Consider the following 15,380-nt stretch of genomic DNA (forward strand, 5'->3'; position numbering starts at 1 on the left):
GCCCTGCGGCGCCCCCGGCACGCCGAAGGGCGGCCCCCATCGGGGACCGCCCTCCTGACGCGTGTGTGGCGCGGGGTGGCTCAGAAGCCGCCCATGCCGCCCATCTCGTCCATGCCGGCGCCGGCACCGGCCGCGGGGGCCTTCTCCGGCTTGTCGGCGATGACCGCCTCCGTGGTGAGGAACAACGCGGCGATCGACGCGGCGTTCTGCAGCGCCGAACGGGTCACCTTGGCCGGGTCGATGATGCCCGCGGCGACCATGTCGACGTACTCGCCAGTGGCCGCGTTGAGGCCCTGGCCGACGGGCAGGTGCGACACCTTCTCTGCGACGACCCCGCCCTCGAACCCGGCGTTGCCGGCGATCTGCTTCAGCGGCGCCGAAGCGGCCGTGAAGACGATCTGGGCGCCGACGGCCTCGTCACCCTCGAGACCCGCGACCGACGCGGCCTTCGACGCCTGCAGCAGCGCGACGCCACCACCGGGGACGATGCCCTCCTCGACGGCGGCCTTCGCGTTGCGGACGGCGTCCTCGATGCGGTGCTTGCGCTCCTTCAGCTCGACCTCGGTGGCCGCGCCGACCTTGATGACGGCGACGCCGCCGGCCAGCTTGGCGAGGCGCTCCTGCAGCTTCTCGCGGTCGTACTCGGAGTCCGAGTTCTCGATCTCGCGGCGGATCTGAGCGACCCGTCCCTCGATCTGAGCCGGCTCGCCGGCGCCGTCGATGATGGTGCACTCGTCCTTGGTTACGCGGACGGAGCGGGCCTGGCCGAGCAGGTCGAGCGTCGTGTTCTCCAGCGACAGGCCGACCTCCTCGCTGATGACCTGGCCACCGGTGAGGATAGCGATGTCGGTCAGCATGGCCTTGCGGCGGTCGCCGAAGCCGGGGGCCTTGACGGCGATCGACTTGAAGGTGCCGCGGATCTTGTTGACGATCAGGCCGGCGAGGGCCTCACCCTCGACGTCCTCGGCGATGACCAGCAGCGGCTTGCTCGACTGCATGACCTTCTCGAGGATGGGCAGCAGGTCCTTGAGCGAGGAGACCTTCGAGTTGACGAGCAGGATGTACGGGTCGTCGAGGACGGCCTCCATGCGCTCGGCGTCGGTGACGAAGTAGGGCGAGATGTAGCCCTTGTCGAAGCGCATGCCCTCGGTGAGCTCGAGCTCGAGACCGAAGGTGTTCGACTCCTCGACCGTGATGACGCCTTCCTTGCCCACCTTGTCCATCGCCTCGGCGATGATGTCGCCCACGGTGGGGTCGGCGGCGGAGATCGACGCGGTCGCGGCGATCTGCTCCTTGGTCTCCACGTCGATGGCGATGTTCGCCAGCTGCTCGACGATGGCGGCGACGGCAGCCTCGATGCCCTTCTTCAGGCTCATCGGGTTGGCGCCGGCCGTGACGTTGCGCAGGCCCTCACGGACCATCGCCTGCGCGATGACCGTGGCGGTGGTGGTGCCGTCGCCCGCGACGTCGTCGGTCTTCTTGGCGACCTCCTTCACCAGCTCCGCGCCGATGCGCTCGTAGGGATCCTCCAACTCGATCTCCTTGGCGATGGACACGCCATCGTTGGTGATCGTGGGGGCGCCCCACTTCTTCTCCAGCACGACGTTGCGGCCCTTGGGGCCGAGCGTCACCTTGACCGCGTCGGCGAGCGTGTTCATGCCGCGCTCGAGTCCGCGACGCGCGTCCTCGTTGAACTCAATCAGCTTTGCCATGTGTTCGGGAGTCCTCCCGTCGAGTGGGGCAGTGCCCCTGGATGTGTATCAGTTCCTGGGTGAACCGCGGTGCCCGCGACGGACGGCTTCAGCCTCACCGGTGGTTCGGTAGCACTCAAACGTTCCGAGTGCTAACCCCATTATTAGCACTCGACACAAGAGAGTGCAAAGGGCCACCATGGATACATGACGCGCGCGACGCCACCCCCGCACGGGACCTCGGGCCGACTCCTGCGCGACATCGCCAACGTCGTCAACCTCTCCACGCCGCTGGGCCTGATCATCGCCGCGGCGACCCGGTCCCGCATCCGGCGGCGCGGCGGTCTGATCGTGGCCGACCGGGCCCGGCTGCCCCTGCGCAACGCCGCCGCCTTCACCGTCGGCTCGGTCGTCATCCTCCCCCACCGCGAGCTCGAAGAGGCGGAGAGGCGCAACCCGTCGCTGATGGAGCACGAGGACGCGCACGCGTGGCAGTACGCCTATTGCCTAGGGCTGCCGTTCATCCCCCTGTACTTCATGGCCCTCGCCTGGTCGGTGCTTCGAACAGGTGACCGGGCGAGCGCCAACCACTTCGAACGGCAGGCCGACCTCGCGAAGGGCGGCTATCCGGCCCACCCGATTCTTCCGGTGCGTGAGGGCATCCGGCGGCTCATGCGTGGGGAGGTGCGGCTGTGACCGCGGCCCTCTGGCTCAGCCGTGCAGCCGGCGGGCGGACCGCGCGGCCTGACGCTGCGCACGCATCCGGCGCAGTCGCTTCACGAGCAGAGGCTTGTAGGCCAACGCCTCGGGGGTGTCGATCAGCAGGTTGAGGTGCTGGTAGTAGCGCGTCGACGTGAGCGAGAAGTGCTCCATGATCGCCTGCTCCTTCGGCACCGACGACGTGAACCAGCTGTCCTCGAAGTCGAGGATGCGGGCGTCGCGTTCGGCCAGCTCGGCCGACGAGGTGAGGGAGACTGCTTCCGACATGCCGGCCATCCTACGCCCGGAATCACACCCATGTCATTCCCCCGGCGCGGTTCGCTCGGCGCGATAGAGTCGGGGATCGACTGTCACCGACCGAAGGATCAGACACCCATCATGCGCCGACTCACCGGGCACATCCAGCACTTCGCCTGGGGCAGTCTCACCGAGATCCCGCAGATCCTGCGTCGCGAGCCCGACGGCACGCCGTGGGCCGAGTACTGGCTGGGCACCCACCCCGGCGGGCACGCGTTCCTCGACGACGGGCGCGTGCTGGCGGACCTGGTCCGGGAGCAGCCGGACGTCGTCGGCGCCGCCAGCCGCGAGCTGTTCGGCGGCCGCCTGCCGTTTCTCCTGAAGATCCTGTCGGCCGGTTCCCCGCTCAGCCTGCAGGCGCACCCTTCCCGCGAACAGGCGGTGGTCGGGTACGCGCGCGAGTCGCTCCTGGGACTGCACCCGGACGACCCGCGCCGGTCCTACAAGGACGACTGGCCGAAGCCCGAGGCCGTCGTCGCCCTGACCCCCTTCGAGGGGCTGCTGGGCTTCCGGGACCCCGTGGAGACGGCCGGCCTGTTCGAGGGCCTCGGAGTGGCCGCCGAACTCGCGTCGGTCATCGGACCGCTCCGGGACCGCCGCGACGCTCCCGCGCTCCAGGAGGTGTTCCTCGACGTCTTGTCCCTCGATGACCGGCGCCATCTCGTCGACCACGTGCTGGCCGCGGCCGTCGAGCGGCTCCACGCGCCGGGCAGTCTCGGCGAGTTCGCGCGCACGGCCGTCGAACTGGACGAGCACTTCCCCGGCGACCCGGGCATCCTCGCGGCGCTGCTCCTCAACCGCTTCAGGCTGCAGCCCGGGGAGGCCGTGGCACTCAAGGCCGGAGTCATGCACGCCTACCTGCGCGGCACCTGCGTGGAGATCATGGCGAACTCGGACAACGTCATGCGCGGCGGACTGACCGCGAAGCACATCGACGTCGACGGGCTCCTGCAGGTGGTGGAGTTCGAGCCCATGGCCCCGGAGATCCTGGTCGCGTCGGGCGCCGACGGCATCTACGTCTACCCGACGGCCTTCCCCGAGTTCGAGCTGTGGCTCGTCGCCCCCGTCAACGCGAGCGCCCACACCCTCCCCAGGCCCGACTCCGGCCGCATCGCGCTCGCGGCATCGGGCGAGTTCCTGCTGCAGGCGGATGGCGGCACCGAGCATCTGCGCTCCGGGGACGCGGTGTTCATCCCGGCGGACGAGCAGGTGACGGTGAGCGGCGAGGGCCAGCTGTTCGTCGCCGCGTCGGGCGCCTGACTTTCCCCGTCCGGCATCCGGCGGCACACTAGGTGCCACGCCCCCTTAGCTCAGCGGCCAGAGCGCTCGCCTTGTAAGCGAGTGGTCGAGGGTTCGACTCCCTCAGGGGGCTCCACTTTGGCCGCGTCCCGGCGGCGCGCCACAATGGCCCCCATGACCGAACCCAGCAAGTGGGCGCGCATCATCGCGGCCGACCCCGACCACTCCCAGCGCTACATCGAGCGGTTCAAGATGATGGAAGCGGCCGGCCACGACCTGGCCGGCGAGGTCCGCACCGTCGACGCCATGGTGTCGCGCGGCGCCCGGATCCTCGACGCCGGCTGCGGCCCGGGCCGCGTCGGGGGCCGGCTGCACGCGCTGGGCCACGACGTGGTGGGCGTCGACGTCGACCCCGCCCTCATCGAGGCCGCGGGCATCGACCACCCGGGGCCGGTCTGGGTGGTCGGCGACCTCGCCGAGCTGGATCTGCCGGCCCAGGGCGTGGCCGCCGATTTCGACGTCATCGTCTCCGCGGGCAACGTCATGGGGTTCCTCGCGCCGTCGACCAGGGTGGAGGTCCTGCGCCGGTTCGCCCGGCATCTCGCCGCCGACGGCCGCGCCATCATCGGCTTCGGCGCGGGCCGCGGCTACGAGTTCGCGGACTTCTTCGCCGACCTCGACGCGGCCGGCCTCTCCCTCGATGTCGCCCTCAGCACGTGGGATCTGCGCCCCTTCACGGCGTCGTCGGACTTCCTGGTCGCCATCTGCAGCCGCTCCAGCTGAGCTGGGCCGGGAGGCGCGTCAGGACGCGCGCGCCTTCCGGATCTGGTTCGCGTACGTCGTGATGACGATGGCGATGATGAGGCCGATCGCGACGTAGCCGGCGACCTTCGCGTACATCTCGAGCAGCGCCACGGCGGCCTCGCCCACCCGCCACCCGAGCAGGAAGAAGCCGATCAGCCACAGGGTGGAGGCGATGTAGTCGTAGAGCAGGAACCGCTTGAGGCTCATCCCCGAGGCGCCGGCCAGCACGAACACCACCGGCATCAGCGGCAGGGGCACGGGCACGTACGCGAGCATGAACCCCAGGGGTCCGAGGCGCTCGGCCCAGCGCTCCGCGATCGCGTAGTTGCGGGCCGCACGCTTGGACTGACCAGACCAGACCTCGATCATGCCCCTGCCCCACAGCTTGCCGGCCCACCAATAGACCCAGTCGAACTTGAGGCTGAGGACCGAGGCCACCACCAGCACGATGGGCCAGTGCGGGATCTGCCCGACGGAGGCCAGCGCACCCGTGGCCGCCACCGACGTGCGTCCCCCGGTGAGCATGGCGAGCCAGTCCGGCGCGGTCGCCATGAACCAGGCGCGCGTCGGCAGCAGGATGAGGCTCACGACGCCGATGACGCCGAACCAGGTCAGGCAGGCGATGTCGGCACGCCCCGGTTCCTTGCGCCACGGCATGCCCTCGCTGTCCCACCAGGGGCGCTCGGCCTCGCTGGGGGTGTCGTCCGCCGCGGAGGGCACCTCGTCCGGGTCGGGTTCGACGCCCCGGCGCTGCTCGTCCATCACCCGTCGAATGCTACGTGACGACGGGTTTCCGGCCCAGACGCGCGCCGAGGGGGACTCCCACGACCTCGGGCGGGTGTTCCAGTCCGTGGGCCCCGGCTGTGGCAACCGGACCCTGCCGGTGTAAAGTCACTGACCAGGAACACCTGAATACCAGGTTCCTATCCACTACGGATCGTCGGGCACGTACCTGCCCGTGGAAAGGAAATGGCTCATGGCCACTGTTAGCTACCGGGATGCCTCGCGCATCTATCCCGGTTCCGAGCGCCCCGCCGTCAACAAGCTGAACCTCGAGATCGAGGACGGCGAGTTCATGGTGCTGGTCGGCCCCTCCGGCTGTGGCAAGTCCACGTCGCTGCGCATGCTGGCCGGCCTCGAAGAGGTCAACTCCGGCTCGATCTACATCGGCGACCGCGACGTGACCGACCTGCCGCCCAAGGACCGCGACATCGCGATGGTCTTCCAGAACTACGCCCTGTACCCGCACATGACCGTTGCGGACAACATGGGCTTCGCCCTGAAGATGCAGAACGTGCCGAAGGCCGAGCGGGAGAAGCGAGTGAAGGAGGCCGCGCACCTGCTGGGCCTCGAGGACTTCCTCAACCGCAAGCCCAAGGCCCTCTCCGGTGGCCAGCGTCAGCGCGTCGCCATGGGCCGCGCCATCGTCCGCCAGCCGCAGGTCTTCCTCATGGATGAGCCGCTGTCGAACCTGGACGCCAAGCTCCGCGTCTCCACGCGTACCCAGATCGCCGCTCTGCAGCAGCGCCTGGGCGTCACCACCGTCTACGTGACCCACGACCAGGTCGAGGCCATGACGATGGGTGACCGCGTCGCGGTCATGAAGGACGGCGTCCTGCAGCAGGTCGACACCCCGCTGGCGCTCTACGACGCCCCGAAGAACCTCTTCGTCGCCGGCTTCATCGGCTCCCCCGCCATGAACCTCATCTCCGGCAAGCGCGTGGAGAACGGCGTGCAGGTGGGCGACTACGTCGTCCAGATCCCGCGTGAGACCCTGGCCAAGGCCGAGGGCGAGGACACCCTCACCGTCGGCATCCGGCCCGAGGCCTTCCGCGTCGCGGACGAGGGCATCGGCCTGGACATCGCCGTCGTCGAGGAACTGGGTGCGGACTCGTACCTGTACGGCACGCTGGCGGGCATGCACGCCGACGAGATCGTCGGCGCGCAGCAGTTCGTCGCCCGTGTCGGCGCTCGCACCGCCCCCCACAAGGGTCAGGTCGTGCGCCTCGCCGTCCCGGCCGATCAGGTGCACGTCTTCAGCAACAAGACCGGAGATCGCCTCTCCTGATCATCTGATAGCGAAACAGCGCAAGACGTGGAGCCCCGGTTCGCCGGGGCTCCACTATTTTGTGACCTCGACCACGGGAGGACTCGAGTGATGGCTGAACTGGGACGCTGGACGCGCGGCATGCGCGCGGGGCTGGGGACCGACCGCGCCTACGGGGCCGTCGTGCCGCCGTTGTACCTGAGCACCAACTTCACGTTCGAGGGCTACGACGCCCCCCGTGAGTACGACTACACCCGGTCGGGGAACCCGACCCGGGACCTGCTCAACGAGGCTCTCGCCACGCTCGAGGGCGGAGCCGGAGCCACCACGGTGGCGACGGGCCTGGCCGCCATCACGCTGGTCGCCGAGGCGTTCGTGCCCGCCGGCGGCCGCGTCGTCGTCCAGCACGACGCTTACGGCGGCACCTGGCGCCTGTTCACTTTCTTGGCCGCGCAGGGCCGCTTCGACGTCGAGTTCGTCGACGTCAACGACGAGGCGGCCTTCTCCGCCGCGCTCGACCGCTCCCCCTCGCTGGTGTGGATCGAGACCCCGTCGAACCCGCTGCTGCGCATCACCGACCTGGCGGCCACCGCGGAGCGGGCCCACGCCGTCGGCGCGCTCGTGGCGGCCGACAACACGTTCCTGTCTCCGCTGTTCCAGCGTCCGCTCGAGCACGGGGTCGACATCGTCGTCCACTCGACGACCAAGTTCATCAACGGGCACTCCGACGTCGTGGGCGGCGTCGCGATCGCCGCCGACCCGGAGGTGCACGAGCGCCTGCGGCTGTGGGCCAACGCGCTGGGCCTGACGTCCAGCCCGTTCGACGCCTACCTCACCCTGCGCGGCCTGCGCACCCTGGACGCCCGCATGCGGGTCCATACGGCCAACACCGCGGCCCTCGTCGACCTGATGACGGGACACCCCGCCGTGGCGGCGCTCCACTATCCCGGCCTGCCGACGCACCCGGGCCACGCCGTCGCCACGCGGCAGCAGACGGGATTCGGCTCGCTGGTCTCCGTCGACCTCGCGGGCGGGGTCGACGCCGTGCGCCGCTTCCTCGACGGGCTGCAGATCTTCCACCTGGCGGAGTCGCTGGGCGGCGTCGAGTCCCTGGTCTGTCATCCCGAGACGATGACGCACGCCGGCATGACCCCCGAGGCGCGGGCCGCCGCGGGCATCGGCGGCGGGCTGCTGCGGTTCAGCGTCGGCGTAGAGGCGGTCGACGACCTGGTGGCCGTCGTGGCCGAGGCGCTGGAGCGCGCCGGCCAGTAGACTCGGGGCCGTGCCCAGGTTCCTCGCTGCCAAGCCCACCGCGGAGCTGCTCCAGCTCCCGTGGCAAGTCCCGCTGGCGGACTGGCCCACCCAGCACCTCGTGGCGCTGCCCCGCGGCATCTCCCGGCACGTGGTGCGCTTCCTCGCAGTCGGCGAGGATATCCTGGCTGCCAAGGAGATCCTCGAGGAGGTCGCGGTGCACGAGTACCGCCTCCTCACCGAACTGAAGCGGCTCGGCGTGCCCTCAGTGGAGCCGGTGGGCGTCGTGCTCGGCCGCGTCGACGTCGACGGCGATCCCCTGGACCCCATCCTCTTGACCCGGCACCTGCCGTTCTCCCTGCCGTACCGCTCACTGTTCTACTCGGGCGTGAAGCACGAGACCGTCAACCGGCTCCTGGACGCCATGGTGGCGCTGTTAGCGCGCCTGCACCTGACGGGGTTCTACTGGGGCGACGTATCGCTGTCGAACATCCTGTTCCGGCGTGACGCAGGCGAGTTCGCGGCCTACCTCGTCGACGCCGAGACGGGCGAGCTGCACGACACGCTCACCGACGGCCAGCGCGCCCACGATCTTCAGATCGCGCGCACCAACCTCTACGGGGAGTTCCTCGACCTCGAGGCGGGCGGAATCCTGGACGCCTCGCTCGACCCGAAGTGGCTGGTCGCCACCATCGAGGACCGCTACCACCAGCTGTGGTCCGAGCTGACCGGCGTCGAGGAGTTCGACGGCTCGGAGATGTACCGCCTCGAGGGGCGCGTGCGCCGGCTCAACGCGCTGGGCTTCGACGTCGCGGAGATCGACGTCGACGCCTCCCCGGACGGGCGCACCATCAAGATGCGGCCCAAGGTCGTCGAGGCGGGCCACCACACCCGTCGCCTCATGCGCCTGACCGGGCTCGACGCCGAGGAACACCAGGCCCGTCGTCTGCTCAACGACATGGACACGTTCCGGGCCAAGTACGCCCCGGGCGCCCCCGAATCGGTGGCCGCCCACAAGTGGCTCGTGGAGGTCTTCGAGCCTGCCGTCAACCGGATCCCGGCTGATCTGCGGGCCAAGCGCGACGCCGCCCAGTTCTTCCACGAGGTGCTCGACTACCGCTGGTACCAGTCTCAGCGCGAGAACCGCGAGGTGCCGACGGACGAGGCGGTCACGGGCTACATCCACGAGGTCCTCACGCAGCTGCCCGACGAGGAGATGGTCAACGTCGACCCGGTCGGCGCCGAGCTCGCGAACAAGTACGACCCCTCCCACGGCTACGTCGACGACAACGAGGAGAAGCCGTACGACCCGTGGGAGGACGAGGCCAACGACCCGGAGGTCCCGGTCATGGCCGGCTTCGACATCGCCGCCCTGCGCGCGAAGGCCGCGGCCAAGGAGGCCCGCCGCTCGTCCTAGGGCCGGCGGGCGTGGACCCGCTCGATCAGGCCGCGGTGCAGCCGCTCCGCTGCGACGACCTCCAACCCCAGCCGCTCGACGGCGAGGCGCGGCCTGCGCGTGAAGTGTTCGCCCTGCAGCGGGATGGTCACCGCCTCCAGCGCCCACTGGGCCGCTCGGAGCAGGGGGTTCGTGGACCCGACGTGGTCGGCGAGCAGGAGCGCACCGCCGGGTCGGAGCACCCGGGCCATCTCGGAGACCCCGCGTTCGTGGTCGATGAATCCGCACAGCGAAAAGGTGCACACCACGGCGTCGAACGACCGGTCCGGGAACGGCAGTCGTTGCCCGTCGCCGACGGCGAACGCGATGGGACGCTCGGAGGCTTCCGTCTTCTGGCGCGCGACGTCGAGCATGCCGTGGCTGAGGTCGACGGCGGTCAGCCGCACGCCGTCGCGGTAGTGCGGCAGGTTGAGCCCGGTCCCGACGGCGACCTCGAGGACGTCGCCCCGCGCGCGGTCGGCGACCCACTCCCGGCTCGCGGCGAGGAACCGGCGCTCCAGCGGCGCGATGTGACGGTCGAACCCCTCGGCCTCCTCGTCCCAGTGGCGCCTGAGCCGTGCCTCCCGTGCAGTGGTCATGCCCCCAGTAGACACCACCCCGGGCCCCTTCCGGATGAGCCTGCCACCGGACTCGACGAGGCACATGGGCGATTTGATCGTTCACATCCCCGTCGACACCTGGCTCAGGCTCAACGGGGCGGGGGCAGACGCCGGGCCGGTAGACTCGCCCACTGTGACGCTCAAGCTCTATGACACCGCGACCCGCTCCGTGCGGGACTTCGTGCCACTCCGCGACGGCGCCGTCTCGATCTACCACTGCGGGCTCACCGTCCAGGCGTCGCCGCACCTCGGGCACATCCGCAAGGAGGTCGTGTTCGACGTCCTGCGCCGCTGGCTGGAGCACAAAGGCCTCGAAGTCACGGTCGTCGCCAGCGTCACCGACATCGACGACAAGATCCTCGCCAAGTCCGCGGAGGCGGGCGTCGAGTGGTTCGCCCACGCCTACCGGTACGAGCGTGAGCTGCACGACGCGTACGCCGCACTCGGCTGCAAGCCCCCCACGTACGAGCCCCGCGCCACGGGTCACATCCCGGAGATGCTCGAGCTGACGCAGGCCCTGATCGAGCGCGGTCACGCCTACGCGGCCCCCGACGGCTCGGGAGACGTCTACTTCGACGTGAAGTCCTGGCCCCGCTACGGCGAGTTGAGCGGCCAGAAGGTCGACGAGATGGAGCCCGCCGCAGACGCCGATCCGCGAGGGAAGCGCGACCCCCGCGACTTCGCCCTCTGGAAGGGGCACAAGGAGGGCGAACCGCTCACCGCCTCGTGGCCCTCGCCGTGGGGCCGTGGCCGGCCCGGATGGCACCTCGAGTGCTCGGCCATGGCGGGCAAGTACCTCGGCGACACCTTCGACATCCACGGCGGCGGCGTCGATCTGCGCTTCCCGCACCACGAGAACGAGCTGGCCCAGTCCGCCGCCGCTGGCAAGGGGTTCGCGCGCTACTGGATGCACAACGCCTGGGTGACCATGGCCGGCGAGAAGATGAGCAAGTCCCTCGGCAACACCGCACTGGTGTCCGAGGTGACCAGGACCTACGACCCGCGCGCCGTTCGCTTCTTCCTGCTGGCGCCGCACTACCGGTCCACCATCGAGTTCTCCCCCGCCGACGACGAGACCCGCGGCTCGCTGGCCGAGGCCGAGAAGGCCATCCAGCGGATCGACTCGTTCGTCGAGCGCTCACTCGCCCTCGTGGCCGACGGCGTCGGCACCGCCGATGCCGCGGCGGTCGAGCAGTACGGCGCGTTCGCCGCCGCGATGGACGACGACCTCAGCACCCCGGCGGCAGTCGCGGCGCTGTTCGACGCGATCCGCGCCGGCAACCAGGCCATCGCCGACAGCGACGTCGCACGGGCCGGACTCCTGGGAGGGGCCGTCGCCGCGATGCTCGACGTGTTCGGCATCCATCCGGACGCCCCCGAATGGGCCGGGCAGTCCGCCGGCTCGGACCTCACCCCCGTCGTCGACGGCCTCGTCGGCGCCCTCCTTCAGCAGCGGGCCAAGGCCCGCGAAGCGAAGGACTGGGCCGCCGCCGACGCGATCCGCGACACCCTGGCCGACCTCGGCCTCACGATCACCGACACCCCCACCGGCCCCCGGTGGAGCCTGGAGAAGAGGTAACACCCATGGCAGGCAACTCCCAGCGCCGCGGCGCGACCCGCAAGGGGAAGAACAAGGCGGCCGGATCCGGCGGCCGGATCAAGCGGTCCCTGGAGGGCCGCGGCCCGACGCCCAAGGCCGAGGACCGCACCTACCACAAGGCCTACAAGGCGAAGCAGGCAGCCGCGAAGCGACAGCAAACCGCCCCGAAGCGGCCGGGCAAGACCATGGCCGGCGCCGACTGGATCGTCGGCCGCAACCCCGTCTACGAGGCCCTGGCTGCGGGCCTGCCCATCAAGCAGGCCTACGTGGCCGAGGGCGCCGAGCGCGACGACCGGCTCCGCGACATCCTCAAGTTCGCCGCCGAACACGGCCTGCCGCTGCTGCAGGTGACGCGCGGCGAGCTCGACCGCGTGACCGGGGGGCTCGTCCACCAGGGCGTCGCGGTGCAGCTGCCCGCCTACGAGTACGCCGACGCGGAAGACATCCTGGCCGATGCGGCGGATGTCGACGGCATCGTCGTCGCGCTGGACGGCATCACGGACCCACGGAACCTCGGCGCGATCGTGCGTTCCGCCGCGGCCTTCGGCGCGCAGGGCATCATCATCCCCGCACGGCGTTCGGCGTCGATGACGGCCGCCGCCTGGAAGACGTCCGCGGGCGCTGCGGCCAGGCTGCCGATCGCGATGGCGACGAACCTCAACCGGGCGCTCGAGCAGGCCTCGAAGATGGGCTTCACCCTCGTCGGGCTGGCCGGCGAGGGCGAGGTGCCGGTGTCGGGAGCCCCGGGCATCGACGGCCCTCTGGTCATCGTCGTGGGCTCGGAGGATGAGGGCCTCGCGCGGCTGGTCCGCGAACACTGCGACGCTCTGGTGTCCATTCCGATCGCGAGCGACGTCGAGTCACTCAACGCCTCCGTCGCGGCCGCCGTGGCCTTGTACGAGGTGACGCAGCAGCGCGCCGGCCTCCCGACGGGAGAGTGACGCGGGCGCAGCGGCGGCGTCCAGCGCGCGGGGCCGGGAGTGCCCCGGTGGCGCCGGAGGACTAGATTGGGTGCCACCACACCCGCACCCCAAGGAGAACTGTGAGCGATCTCGAGTCGATCTCGTCGGCCTACCGGACGCTGCTGGGCATGATCGAGCAGGTGGAGCCGCGCATCGCCCAGGCGACGCGCCAGGAACTCGCCGATCAGCGCGCATCGCTGAAGCTCATCGCGTCCGAGAACTACGCCAGCCTCCCCGTCCTGGCCACGATGGGTACCTGGCTCAGCGACAAGTACGCCGAGGGCACCGTCGGTCACCGCTTCTACGCGGGATGCCAGAACGTTGACACCGTCGAGGCGGTCGCCGCTGAGCACGCCCGCGAGCTGTTCGGCGCGGAGTACGCCTACGTCCAGCCCCACTCGGGCATCGACGCGAACCTCACCGCCTACTGGGCGATCCTGGCCCACAAGATCGAGTCGCCCGCGCTCGCCGAGTTCGGCGCCAAGGGCGTCGCGGAGCTGAGTGAGGCGGACTGGGAGACGCTGCGGCACCGCTTCGGCGACCAGCGTCTCCTGGGCATGTCGCTGGATGCCGGCGGTCACCTCACGCACGGCTTCCGCCCCAACGTGTCGGGCAAGATGTTCCACCAGCGCTCCTACGGCACCGACCCCGAGACGCAGCTGCTGGACTACGACGCCCTCGCCGCCCAGGCTCGCGAGTTCAAGCCGCTCATCCTGGTGGCCGGCTACTCCGCGTACCCGCGTCGTGTGAACTTCGCGAAGATGCGCGAGATCGCCGACGAGGTGGGCGCCGTCCTGATGGTCGACATGGCGCACTTCGCGGGCCTCGTGGCCGGCAAGGTGTTCACCGGCGACGAGGACCCGGTGCCTCACGCGCACGTCGTCACGACCACCACGCACAAGTCCCTCCGCGGCCCCCGCGGCGGCATGGTGCTGGCCACCGAGGAGTTCGCCCCCTCGGTCGACCGCGGCTGCCCGCTGGTGCTCGGCGGCCCGCTGTCGCACGTCATGGCCGCCAAGGCGGTCGCGCTCGCCGAGGCCCGGACCGCCGAGTTCCGCACGTACGCCGCGACCGTCGCCGACAACGCCAAGGCGCTGGCCGAGGGCCTCCTGCGCCGCGGCGTGAGCCTGGTCACGGGCGGCACGGACAACCACATCGTGCTCATGGACGTGCGCTCCTTCGGGCTCACCGGCCGGCAGGCCGAGGCGGCGCTGCTGGATTCGGGCATCGTCACCAACCGCAACGCCGTCCCGAACGACCCCAACGGCGCGTGGTACACCACCGGAGTCCGCCTGGGCACGCCCGCGCTGACGTCGCGCGGCTTCACGCCATCGGACATGGACGCGGTCGCGGACATGATCGCGGGGGTCCTGACGGCCACCACGCCCACGACGACGGCGGCCGGTCAGCCCAGCAAGGCCAAGTACGAGCTCACCGACGACGCCCGCAGCCGGTCGCTCGCCGAGGCGGAGCGCCTGCTCAACCTGCACCCGCTGTACCCCGGTTTCGAGGTCTGAGCGGACTCAGGAGAGGGGGTCGACGACGAGGGCCACGGCCGTCGCCGCGACCCCCTCTCCGCGTCCCGTCAGCCCGAGCCCGTCGGTGGTGGTGGCCCCCAGCGTCACGGGGGCGCCGACGGCGTCGCTGAGGACCCGCTCGGCTTCGGCGCGGCGGGCGGCGAGCTTGGGTCGGTTGCCGATCACCTGGATCGCCACGTTGCCGATCTCGAGGCCGGCGGCCCGTACGCGGCGGGCGGTCTCCGCGAGGAAGGCGACGCCGGAGGCGCCCGCCCACTCGGGCTCGGCCGTCCCGTAGTTGCTGCCGAGATCTCCCAGACCGGCGGCGCTGAGCAGCGCGTCGCAGGCGGCGTGGGCGGCGACGTCGCCGTCGGAGTGCCCGGCCAGGCCCGCCGGCTCGTCGGGGAAGTGCAGTCCGGCGACCCACATCGCGACCCCGGGTTGGAGCCGGTGGACGTCGGTCCCCATGCCCACCCGCATCATGGCCGGGCCCCTGCGGTCCGATGGGCGAGCAGCGCCTCGGCCAGGATCAGGTCGACCGGTTCGGTGATCTTCATGGCGTCGCGGTGGCCCGCCACGAGCGTGACGGGGATGCCGACGTACTCGCACGCGGCGGCGTCGTCGGTGACCTCGACGCCGTCGGCCGCGATCCGGTCGTGCGCGGCCCGCAGCTGCCACATGCGGGCGCCCTGGGGCGTCTGCACGGACCGCAGCCGCCCGCGGTCCACCACGCGGGACGAATGCTCCCCGACCTCGCGGATCGAGTCCACGACGGGGAGGACCGGAACCACGGCCTCGCCGCTGGTACGCACCGCGGCCGCGACCGCGGACACCACGTCGGGGGGAATGAGGGCGCGCGCCGCGTCGTGCACGAGGACGATGGCGTCGTCGGCGGCGCCCAGCTCACTGAGGCCGATGCGCACGGACTCCTGCCGGGTCGCGCCGCCGGGGACACACCGCACCGGGGCCGCCACGCCGTCGAGGGCGTCCTCGACCTCGGCCGCGCGCTCCGCGGGCACGGTGACGACGATGGCCTGGGCGCCGCCGGCGACCAGCGCGTCCACCGCTCGGCGGACGAGCGGCACCCCGCCCAGCGGGACCAGGGCCTTGGGCACGGCCGCGCCGAGCCGGGAACCAGAACCGGCCGCCACCACAACGGCGACGACCGGTACTTCGTGTTGGATCACGGGGCGGAGT

The 15,380-nt window shown here is 70.9% G+C and carries 15 protein-coding genes and 1 tRNA gene; 10 read left to right on the plus strand and 6 right to left on the minus strand.

Going from position 1 to position 15,380, the window contains the following annotated elements; genetic code table 11:
• Positions 1 to 80: 80 nt before the first annotated feature.
• Positions 81 to 1,712: a chaperonin GroEL gene (groL, locus tag ACFQPD_RS04800; protein WP_385898968.1), complete on the minus strand. Its 1,632-nt coding sequence runs from the start codon at positions 1,710 to 1,712 to the stop codon at positions 81 to 83.
• A gap of 186 nt (positions 1,713 to 1,898) precedes the next feature.
• Here groL and ACFQPD_RS04805 point away from each other — a divergent pair, with 186 nt between their 5' ends.
• Entirely contained in the window at positions 1,899 to 2,387 is a 489-nt protein-coding gene (locus ACFQPD_RS04805; protein ID WP_385898971.1) for a hypothetical protein, read from the plus strand.
• Between the two features lie 15 nt (positions 2,388 to 2,402).
• Here the strand turns inward: ACFQPD_RS04805 and ACFQPD_RS04810 are convergent, their stop codons facing one another.
• Complete coding sequence (locus ACFQPD_RS04810; RefSeq protein ID WP_197971698.1) at positions 2,403 to 2,687, minus strand: DUF3263 domain-containing protein; 285 nt, start codon at positions 2,685 to 2,687, stop codon at positions 2,403 to 2,405.
• Between the two features lie 102 nt (positions 2,688 to 2,789).
• Between ACFQPD_RS04810 and manA the strand changes: the two genes are divergently transcribed.
• The 3 genes from manA (at position 2,790) to ACFQPD_RS04825 (ending at position 4,730) form a co-directional block, all read left to right on the plus strand.
• Entirely contained in the window at positions 2,790 to 3,968 is a 1,179-nt protein-coding gene (gene manA / locus ACFQPD_RS04815; RefSeq protein WP_385898973.1) for a mannose-6-phosphate isomerase, class I, read from the plus strand.
• Positions 3,969 to 4,007: 39 nt separating this feature from the next.
• Positions 4,008 to 4,083: transfer RNA gene (locus tag ACFQPD_RS04820), tRNA-Thr, on the plus strand.
• Positions 4,084 to 4,121: 38 nt separating this feature from the next.
• Positions 4,122 to 4,730 (plus strand): class I SAM-dependent methyltransferase, encoded by a 609-nt coding sequence (locus ACFQPD_RS04825; protein WP_385898976.1) that lies wholly within the window; start codon positions 4,122 to 4,124, stop codon positions 4,728 to 4,730.
• 18 nt (positions 4,731 to 4,748) lie between these two features.
• Here the strand turns inward: ACFQPD_RS04825 and ACFQPD_RS04830 are convergent, their stop codons facing one another.
• Positions 4,749 to 5,513, minus strand: coding sequence for a DedA family protein (locus ACFQPD_RS04830; RefSeq protein ID WP_385898979.1), 765 nt, complete (start codon positions 5,511 to 5,513; stop codon positions 4,749 to 4,751).
• 214 nt (positions 5,514 to 5,727) lie between these two features.
• On the opposite strand from ACFQPD_RS04830, the gene ACFQPD_RS04835 reads away from it, so the two are divergent.
• The 3 genes from ACFQPD_RS04835 to ACFQPD_RS04845 all read left to right on the plus strand — a co-directional run bounded on the left by ACFQPD_RS04835 (position 5,728) and on the right by ACFQPD_RS04845 (position 9,466).
• Positions 5,728 to 6,819 carry an ABC transporter ATP-binding protein gene (locus tag ACFQPD_RS04835; protein WP_385898982.1) on the plus strand — a complete coding sequence of 364 codons (1,092 nt, stop codon included), beginning with the start codon at positions 5,728 to 5,730 and terminating at the stop codon, positions 6,817 to 6,819.
• A gap of 90 nt (positions 6,820 to 6,909) precedes the next feature.
• A complete protein-coding gene (gene metB, locus ACFQPD_RS04840; RefSeq protein WP_385898985.1) occupies positions 6,910 to 8,070 on the plus strand; it encodes a cystathionine gamma-synthase in 1,161 nt (386 codons plus the stop codon).
• Between the two features lie 10 nt (positions 8,071 to 8,080).
• The gene (locus ACFQPD_RS04845) at positions 8,081 to 9,466 is read left to right on the plus strand and encodes a DUF4032 domain-containing protein (protein ID WP_385898988.1); all 1,386 of its coding nucleotides are present in this window, start codon (positions 8,081 to 8,083) and stop codon (positions 9,464 to 9,466) included.
• Here ACFQPD_RS04845 and ACFQPD_RS04850 read toward each other — a convergent pair.
• Complete coding sequence (locus ACFQPD_RS04850; RefSeq protein ID WP_385898991.1) at positions 9,463 to 10,083, minus strand: class I SAM-dependent methyltransferase; 621 nt, start codon at positions 10,081 to 10,083, stop codon at positions 9,463 to 9,465. The two genes, ACFQPD_RS04845 and ACFQPD_RS04850, sit on opposite strands and share 4 nt — an antisense overlap.
• Before the next feature lie 154 nt (positions 10,084 to 10,237).
• Here ACFQPD_RS04850 and cysS point away from each other — a divergent pair, with 154 nt between their 5' ends.
• The 3 genes from cysS (at position 10,238) to ACFQPD_RS04865 (ending at position 14,183) form a co-directional block, all read left to right on the plus strand.
• Positions 10,238 to 11,683 (plus strand): cysteine--tRNA ligase, encoded by a 1,446-nt coding sequence (gene cysS / locus ACFQPD_RS04855; protein ID WP_385899136.1) that lies wholly within the window; start codon positions 10,238 to 10,240, stop codon positions 11,681 to 11,683.
• A gap of 5 nt (positions 11,684 to 11,688) precedes the next feature.
• Positions 11,689 to 12,645 (plus strand): 23S rRNA (guanosine(2251)-2'-O)-methyltransferase RlmB, encoded by a 957-nt coding sequence (gene rlmB / locus ACFQPD_RS04860; RefSeq protein WP_385898994.1) that lies wholly within the window; start codon positions 11,689 to 11,691, stop codon positions 12,643 to 12,645.
• Between the two features lie 101 nt (positions 12,646 to 12,746).
• Entirely contained in the window at positions 12,747 to 14,183 is a 1,437-nt protein-coding gene (locus tag ACFQPD_RS04865; RefSeq protein ID WP_385898997.1) for a glycine hydroxymethyltransferase, read from the plus strand.
• A 6-nt stretch (positions 14,184 to 14,189) separates the two neighbouring features.
• On the opposite strand, the gene ispF is transcribed toward ACFQPD_RS04865, so the two are convergent.
• Together ispF and ispD are read right to left on the minus strand one after the other, a co-directional pair.
• Positions 14,190 to 14,663 carry a 2-C-methyl-D-erythritol 2,4-cyclodiphosphate synthase gene (gene ispF, locus ACFQPD_RS04870; RefSeq protein ID WP_141680079.1) on the minus strand — a complete coding sequence of 158 codons (474 nt, stop codon included), beginning with the start codon at positions 14,661 to 14,663 and terminating at the stop codon, positions 14,190 to 14,192.
• Positions 14,663 to 15,370: a 2-C-methyl-D-erythritol 4-phosphate cytidylyltransferase gene (gene ispD / locus ACFQPD_RS04875; protein WP_385899000.1), complete on the minus strand. Its 708-nt coding sequence runs from the start codon at positions 15,368 to 15,370 to the stop codon at positions 14,663 to 14,665. The genes ispF and ispD overlap by 1 nt, the downstream gene beginning before the upstream one ends.
• Positions 15,371 to 15,380 lie beyond the last annotated feature (10 nt).

The sequence above is a fragment of the Tessaracoccus sp. O5.2 genome (assembly GCF_964266725.1).
Lineage (GTDB): Bacteria > Actinomycetota > Actinomycetes > Propionibacteriales > Propionibacteriaceae > Arachnia > Arachnia lapidicapta.

Coding starts and splice junctions, on each gene's coding strand:
- groL (WP_385898968.1), bottom strand. CDS start 1,712: ATGGCAAAGCTGATTGAGTTCAACGAGGACGCGCGTCGCGGACTCGAG.
- ACFQPD_RS04805 (WP_385898971.1), top strand. CDS start 1,899: ATGACGCGCGCGACGCCACCCCCGCACGGGACCTCGGGCCGACTCCTG.
- ACFQPD_RS04810 (WP_197971698.1), bottom strand. CDS start 2,687: ATGGCCGGCATGTCGGAAGCAGTCTCCCTCACCTCGTCGGCCGAGCTG.
- manA (WP_385898973.1), top strand. CDS start 2,790: ATGCGCCGACTCACCGGGCACATCCAGCACTTCGCCTGGGGCAGTCTC.
- ACFQPD_RS04825 (WP_385898976.1), top strand. CDS start 4,122: ATGACCGAACCCAGCAAGTGGGCGCGCATCATCGCGGCCGACCCCGAC.
- ACFQPD_RS04830 (WP_385898979.1), bottom strand. CDS start 5,513: ATGGACGAGCAGCGCCGGGGCGTCGAACCCGACCCGGACGAGGTGCCC.
- ACFQPD_RS04835 (WP_385898982.1), top strand. CDS start 5,728: ATGGCCACTGTTAGCTACCGGGATGCCTCGCGCATCTATCCCGGTTCC.
- metB (WP_385898985.1), top strand. CDS start 6,910: ATGGCTGAACTGGGACGCTGGACGCGCGGCATGCGCGCGGGGCTGGGG.
- ACFQPD_RS04850 (WP_385898991.1), bottom strand. CDS start 10,083: ATGACCACTGCACGGGAGGCACGGCTCAGGCGCCACTGGGACGAGGAG.
- rlmB (WP_385898994.1), top strand. CDS start 11,689: ATGGCAGGCAACTCCCAGCGCCGCGGCGCGACCCGCAAGGGGAAGAAC.
- ispF (WP_141680079.1), bottom strand. CDS start 14,663: ATGCGGGTGGGCATGGGGACCGACGTCCACCGGCTCCAACCCGGGGTC.